The 6,267-nt window shown below is 48.2% G+C and carries 8 protein-coding genes; 1 reads left to right on the top strand and 7 read right to left on the bottom strand.

The annotated features are described in order from the left end of the window. Positions 1-3: 3 nt before the first annotated feature. Entirely contained in the window at positions 4-732 is a 729-nt protein-coding gene (locus QUF61_RS08305) for a GNAT family N-acetyltransferase (protein WP_103921648.1), read from the top strand. A 74-nt stretch (positions 733-806) separates the two neighbouring features. Here QUF61_RS08305 and QUF61_RS08310 read toward each other — a convergent pair whose 3' ends face one another. The 7 genes from QUF61_RS08310 to QUF61_RS08340 form a co-directional block, all read right to left on the bottom strand. Beyond that, on the bottom strand, positions 807-2,618 hold the full coding sequence (locus QUF61_RS08310) for a GspE/PulE family protein (protein ID WP_103921647.1): 1,812 nt from the start codon (positions 2,616-2,618) through the stop codon (positions 807-809). A gap of 1 nt (position 2,619) precedes the next feature. After that, on the bottom strand, positions 2,620-3,522 hold the full coding sequence (locus tag QUF61_RS08315) for an AEC family transporter (protein WP_289681301.1): 903 nt from the start codon (positions 3,520-3,522) through the stop codon (positions 2,620-2,622). 36 nt (positions 3,523-3,558) lie between these two features. Beyond that, a complete protein-coding gene (locus QUF61_RS08320; RefSeq protein ID WP_289681302.1) occupies positions 3,559-3,915 on the bottom strand; it encodes a DUF29 domain-containing protein in 357 nt (118 codons plus the stop codon). 187 nt (positions 3,916-4,102) lie between these two features. Then, on the bottom strand, positions 4,103-4,801 hold the full coding sequence (locus tag QUF61_RS08325; protein ID WP_289681303.1) for a hypothetical protein: 699 nt from the start codon (positions 4,799-4,801) through the stop codon (positions 4,103-4,105). A gap of 46 nt (positions 4,802-4,847) precedes the next feature. Beyond that, on the bottom strand, positions 4,848-5,138 hold the full coding sequence (locus QUF61_RS08330) for a type II toxin-antitoxin system RelE/ParE family toxin (RefSeq protein WP_289681304.1): 291 nt from the start codon (positions 5,136-5,138) through the stop codon (positions 4,848-4,850). Continuing rightward, positions 5,128-5,358 (bottom strand): TA system antitoxin ParD family protein, encoded by a 231-nt coding sequence (locus QUF61_RS08335; protein WP_286018932.1) that lies wholly within the window; start codon positions 5,356-5,358, stop codon positions 5,128-5,130. Before QUF61_RS08335 ends, QUF61_RS08330 begins: the two co-directional genes overlap by 11 nt. 348 nt (positions 5,359-5,706) lie before the next feature. Beyond that, positions 5,707-6,267, bottom strand: a 561-nt coding sequence (locus QUF61_RS08340; protein WP_289681305.1) for a tetratricopeptide repeat protein, incomplete at its 5' end; no start/stop codon positions are given.

Consider the following 6,267-nt stretch of genomic DNA (forward strand, 5'->3'; position numbering starts at 1 on the left):
ACTATGTTAGAAACTCACCTGTTAGGTTTTCAGGCCATCCGTGGACCACGGGTGAGTTTGTTGCGCAGAGCACCGGAACACGCGAAGTTTCTGCGTGACTGCTGGGATGATAAAGACTTTATGGCCTTGTATCGTCTGGCGCAAAACCGCCGCGAAGGTATTGCGCAAATTCGCAAACGTCTGGCCCGGGAATACAAAAAACTACCTAAAGACCTGCGTAAATTTGAATGGGTTATAGAACGCAACGCCACGCCAAGCCAGGAAGCGCGTTTAATTGGTCTGGCTGCCATTGCTGATTATCAACCCAGCCACCAGCGTGGCGAGTTTCTTATCGGTATCTTAGACCCTGAAGAACAAAAAACCGGCGTTGGCCTGGAAGCCAGCCTATTGGTGCTGGACTTTGCCTTTAACGTGGTCAAACTACACAAATTTATGAGTTTTGTTTATGGTCATAATCAAGCCTCGCAAAACAACACCCAGCATTTAGGTTTTATTCAGGAAGCCCTGCTGCGCGAGCATATTTATTACCAATCCCACGGTTATGTGGACATGTATCAAAACGGTATGCTAGAAAGTGATTTTCGCGGTAATCGCCGTTTAAGTCGTTTATCCAGGCGCATCTTAAAACGCGACATCACCCAGGAAGTACCGGAACCCAAGGTGCTGCCCGATGATTATCTCAAACAAGCCGAGCAGCAATTTAAAGCGGCTTTGCAAAAAAATACAGCATAAATAATGTGGGACTTTCCCGGAAACTTGCTCAAGTGCTCCGGGAAATACGCTACGCGCCATTCCTGAAGCCATTGTTAATCCGCCAGCTTCACCACCCCAAACACTTCTTCAAAAGTCGTCACACCGGCTGCAATTTTGGTAGCACCATCTAAACGCAACGGGCGCATCCCTTCTTTTAAGGCCAGGTTCTCCAGTTGCTGTAAATTGGTATTATCATTAATCGCCATTTTTAAGCTGGGCGTGATGGTCAGCAGTTCAAATAAACCGATACGCCCGGAAAAACCCGTATGACGGCAATCATCACAGCCACCAGCTTCATAAATACGCTTGGGCAGCGGGGCGTTATGTGGCGCAATTAAAGACTGCCATTTTGCCGGATCGGGGGCCACCGGTTTTTTACAATGCAGGCACAGGGTGCGTACCAGACGTTGTGCAACGATTGCCAATAAGCTGGCATTGAGCAGATACGCCGGTAATCCCAGATTGAGCAGGCGGGTGATAGCGGAGGGCGCATCATTGGTATGCAGGGTGGATAAAACCAGATGCCCGGTGAGTGCCGCCTGCATGGACACTTCCGCCGTTTCCATATCACGGATTTCCCCCACCATGATAATGTCCGGGTCTTGCCGCAGCAGGGTGCGCACCCCGCTGGCAAAATCCACATCAATGGTATGATTGACCTGCATCTGGTTAAAGCGATCATCCATGATTTCTATGGGATCTTCAATGGAGCAGATATTGAGTTCGGGTTTATGAATAAAGCGCAAAGTGGAATACAAGGTGCTGGTTTTGCCTGAGCCGGTGGGGCCGGTGACCAAAACCACGCCATGAGGTTTGCCGATGATGTTAATCCATAATTTGCGCTCACGCAGACTTAAACCCAGCGCCTTAAAATCTCGCACCAGAATTTCCGGGTCAAAAATACGCATTACCAGTTTCTCACCAAATGCCGTGGGCATAGTCGATAAACGCAGTTCCACATTACGCCCGGTATCCGGGGTCAGGGTTTTGATGCGCCCATCCTGCGGTCGTCTGCGCTCTGCCAGATTCATCCTGCCCAGCAGTTTCAGGCGGCTGACCATCGCGGTCATGATAACGCCCGGCACTTCATGCACCAGATGCAATTTGCCGTCTATGCGAAAACGAATCTGGCCTTGTTCACGGCGCGGTTCCATGTGTATATCACTGGCGCGTTGTTCAAAAGCATATTGCAGCAGCCAATCCACAATGCGCACAATATGCTGATCACCGGCATCCACTTCCCCGCCAGTCTTGCTGCTGACCTTGCCCAGTTCCATCAACTGTTCCACACCGCTCAGGCTGTCATTGAGGTTGCGCTCTTTTTCCCCCGCGCCTTTGATGGAATATTGCAGTTTGTAAAACTCATCCAGATAACGCGCAATATCCTGAGGATTGGCGAATACGCGCTGGATGGTTTTTTTCAGGGTATGTTCAAGCTCTGGCAACCATTCATAAATGTATGGCTCGGCACTGGCAATCACTAAACGCTCTCCCGCTTCCAGCCTTATCGGCAGAATTTGAAAGCGTGAGGCATAGGCGTAAGACACAAACGGCGTCAGTGCGGAAAAATCAGTTTTTAAGGGATCGATATGCAGATAAGGCAGACCGGTTTTTTCCGCCAGCCAGCGGGTGAGGCGTTCCAGGCTTAAGGGATAAGTGGGCGTTGTTGCGCTTTGCCAGTTCATTTGCGCAATCGCAACCAGCGGATGTATGCCTTTACGCGCATTACTATCTGACTGCCCCAGCAACCAGTTGTACTGCATTTTCGTGATAATTTTTTCTTCGCGCAGGCTCACCAGCACTTCGCGCAGCGTCAGTTTATGGGCTTCTATCCGGGTATCACTGGCAAGTGGCAGATTACTCATATCAGGCTGCCGGACTCAAGCCGCCAGATAACACCAGACTTAAAGCCAGTGGCATACTCAGCAGACTGAATAAATTGCCCAGCATCACGATAGAAGCCACTTTATGCGGTTCCTGCTGATATTGCTCGGCGAGTATGTAATTGACAATCGCCGGAGGTAACAAGGCAAACATTAATAATAAACCCATTTGTTCTACAGATAAGGGCAGCCAGGGATACAAGATTAAAAACACCAAACCACCAGTAAAAGGTGATAACACCGCGCCCAGCAAACCAATTTTCCAATGTGTAAAATCAATTTCTGTCAGGCGCACGCCCAGGGCAAACAGCATTAAAGGAATGGCAATCTGCCCCAGCATGTCAACGGGCGCTAACAGCCAATCGGGACTATTTATACCGCTGATACTGAAAAGTATACCCAGCACGCTGGCGGGTAAAATCGGCAGACTATATAAGGTGCGCCAATTAAACTGCTGGCTTAAAATCGTTGTGCCCACAGAAAAATGCACCAGATTACTGACAATAAATAACACAATCGCAGCGGGTAAAATGGATTCACCAAAGGTAAATAAAGCAATCGGAATACCCATATTGCCGCTGTTCTTAAACATCATCGGCGGCAGCAGGGTTTGCACGGAAATGCCCAGACTACGCGCCACCGGCCAGCTCAGCAAGGTACTACCGAGCATCACCAAAGCACCGCCCAGCGCCAAGGCCCCGGCATTTTCCAGGGTGATTTGTTGCTTAGCCATCACACTGAACAATAAGGCCGGGATAAAGATTTCCATGTTCAGGCGATTGGCAACTTCCATATCCGTATTGCGCCAACGGGCGTACACATAACCCGTGGCAACAATAATAAAAACGGGAAATAAGATGGTAAAAATTTGGAAAAACAAAGCCATTCAATTGAACTCAACATAAATTCGCATGGCGGATTTTTATCCTGCTTCAGGATAATAACCCTGACATAAAATGCTATCCAATTCAAACAGACAAAGGACAGGGAAGGTTTTTTCTGGCAAGCCGGTTTCACGTTTGGCATCACGCACGGCTTTTTTATAAATATCCGGCAAGGTGTCAGATAAAGCATTACGCAGGCTGGGGCTGTCTATCAGTATTTGTTCGATTTCATCACGTTGATGATCAATGGTTGCAAGCCAACTTCTACCCTGAAATTGTGCCTGATATTTCCATTTCAGCAAATACATCAACAACACCTGTAAACGGCTTAATAATACCCGACGATCACGTTTTCCCATGCTTTCCAGTTCTTCTGCAATATGAACGATGTCCACCTTAGGAGCGAGAATTTTATAACTTCAGCAACCTGGCTGGTCTTTTTCTCCATTTTCTGCGTTCCGCCTGTTTGGACTTAGGCAGTTACATAGCTTGCTATGCGCCTGTTTTCACGCCTTGAAAATGAATAAAAATCCTGCGCCCAGTTTCTGTATTTATTTTATCCTCACTCCTTATCGCAGAAGTTTAACACGGCAAGCGGGGCTTGCAAGGCAGGCACTTGGTAATAAGTGTTTTTAATTTATTTTCCTGCCACCAGTTTTTTAAGTCTTCAAATTCCGGGCGTTCCTGCCAGGGGTTTGCCTTTTCTAAATGCGAAACAATAAAAAACGCAGGGGTGCGGACGCTTTGCGCCTGCTCCCCCAACTTTGCCTCACTGTGCATGGCGAGCAACCATTCATGCTCTTCCTGTTCCTCGCTGTGTTGAATGCGGTCCTGATGTTGTTTAATCAATTCCGCGCTGCGGCTGGGGTTTAAATGCAGCAGGGCGGTCAATAATTGGGATTTGCGCAGGGTTTCCAGTTTTAACCAGGCGGGGCAGGTTTTGCTGTAACAGCCAATCAGCTTGCTGAGCCGGGTGACTCTGCCGGGGTATTTGCGGTACAGGTGTTTGAGTAGTTCACCACGCGCTTCCGGCAGCAGTTCGTATAAATCCGCGCCGATTTCCCGGCATAGAGGCGAGAGCAGGAGTTCAGCTTCAGCGGTGTAATCCAGTAACGGCGCGTTGTGAAAAAAGTTCAGGCGAATCAAATGCAGTAATTCGCTGTTGAGCGCCACCGGCAGCGCGGCATGACTGGCAAAATCCAGCATGGCTGCGGTTTGTTGCTCGCCAAGGCGTTGTTTACACCAGGTGAAAGCTGAGGGGGTGTCGGTTGTGGCGTTCATGTTTATATCATTTATTTCTGTCATTCCCGTGCAGTTCCCGCCTGCGCTAAATGTTTTTCTTTAAGTCTTTATAAAAGTTTTCATGTACGCCTAATGCAATCAGCAGTCTTTTAGTTTCATCCCATTGATAGGCTAGGAGGCTTTCTTGTTTTGCCATGCGAAACTTATAAACCCAAATATCCTGCAAATCACCTTTTTTCTGTTCCCCAATTGTTGGGTTTTTGATAATCGCTTTAATTGCATTATCCAGGTCTTTCAGTTGATTGGTTTTTAGTTTTTTTCTTTTTCGGGCAAAAATTGCGGTTTGCAAAACCTCAATATGGGCATCAGTCTTCATGATTGAATTGGTAGGGTGTTAAATCTCCTGCATTAACCTGCTCACGTCCAACCATGATTTCTTGCACAAAGGCGAAGGAGAGATCGGGATTTTCTTCAAGAATTTCCCCCATTTTTGCCCAATATTCAATTTGCCCGGAAAGTGATCTGTGGAAAACACGGGATTGAATACGCGCTTTATTGGCAAGGGGGTCGGATATTCTTATTGCAGTAGACATCATTGACTCCAGATATTTATTCAGGATACTTGTTTCATTGTGTGATGAAATGCAGCAAATTGCAACAATTTTACAGAGATAGGCAACATCATAAACTTGCCTGCGCAACACCTTTCCCCTCATTCCCAAGCTCTGCTTGTTGAATTACTCAATCTGAACGCTTTCCCTGTGCATTCGGAAGTTTAATACGGCAAGCGGCGCTTGCAAGGCAGGCATTACCAGGCTGGCGCTTGCTAATAAGGAGTCCAATCCTCGGATTGGGCGTCTAAAAAACACACCCAAGCCGAGGCTTGGCCTCCTTTAAGATTTGTGCCAGCATAAGCTTAGTGTTTAAGTTAAGGGTTGCGTCTCCTATTCCTGCGTTGCCGCGCGTTGCGCCAAATCCGCCCACCCCGCCAGACCACCCGGTAAACCCAACTGCTGCGCCAGCCCTTCCAGTGCATCCAGCACCTGCTTTAACTGCATGGGTTGGGCGAGTTGATAAACCTGAACCCAGGCTGATACCGCTGCCTGCTGTTCCTCATTCTGCCAGTGGATATGCCCCATATTAAACAAAGTGGCGCATAAACCTGCTACGTCCCCGATTTCCTGTGTTATCAGCAGCGACTTTTTCAAATAATCCAGCGCGGTGTCGTAGTCGCCGCGGGCATGGGCAGTTGTCGCCATATTGTTAAGCGTTGTCCCTTCACCGGATTTATCCCCGATTTCCTGTGTTATCAGCAGCGACTTTTTCAAATAATCCAGCGCGGTGTCGTAGTCGCCGCGGGCATCATAGATTTGCGAGATATTGTTAAGCGTTATCCCTTCACCGGATTTATCCCCGATTTCCTGTTGAATCAGCAGCGACTTTTTCAAAGTGTCCAGCGCGGTGTCGTAGTCGCCGCAGGCATGGGCAGTTGCCGCCATATTGTT

This window comes from Candidatus Venteria ishoeyi, from assembly GCF_030378065.1.
GTDB lineage: Bacteria > Pseudomonadota > Gammaproteobacteria > Beggiatoales > Beggiatoaceae > Venteria > Venteria ishoeyi.